The following is a 503-nucleotide window of genomic DNA, read 5'->3' as shown; positions in this document are numbered from 1 at the left end:
CAAGAGTTCCTGTTATCTCAAAAGACGGAAAACCGTTGATGCCCACTAAACCCAGTCGGGCCAGGCGGTGGATTAAAGAAGGAAAAGCTATCGGTAAATTCAACGACTTAGATATTTTCTATGTCCAGCTAACCGATGAACCTTCCGATAACAAAACCCAACCGATTGCTATTGGTATTGACCGGGGTAAATTATTCTCTGGAATTGGCGTTCAATCCTCCCTTTTTACTCTTTGGAAGGCTCACTTAGAACTTCCTTTTAAGCGAGTAAGAGAGCGCCTGGACAATAGACGGTTAATGCGAAAAGGACGTAGAAAAAGACGGATTAACCGCCAACTTCCTTTTAATCTAAGAGCGCATCGACAAAAACGATTCTCAAATAGAAGACAAGGAAAATTAGCTCCCTCAATCAGAGCTAATCGTCAACTTGAACTTCGAGTCGTTTCCGAACTAACCAAAATCTATCCAATTACCGATATTTATTTTGAGTACATCAAAGCCGAT

The 503-nt window shown here is 41.4% G+C and carries 1 protein-coding gene; it reads left to right on the top strand.

Translation table 11 applies throughout. The features are described 5' to 3' along the window. On the top strand, window positions 1-503 hold a 503-nt coding region (locus MICAI_RS17725), incomplete at both ends, for an RRXRR domain-containing protein (RefSeq protein WP_039900481.1).

The sequence above is a fragment of the Microcystis sp. T1-4 genome (assembly GCF_000297435.1).
GTDB lineage: Bacteria > Cyanobacteriota > Cyanobacteriia > Cyanobacteriales > Microcystaceae > Microcystis.
The sequence above is the reverse complement of the archived record's forward strand: the minus strand, read 5'-3'. Positions and strand labels throughout refer to the sequence as shown.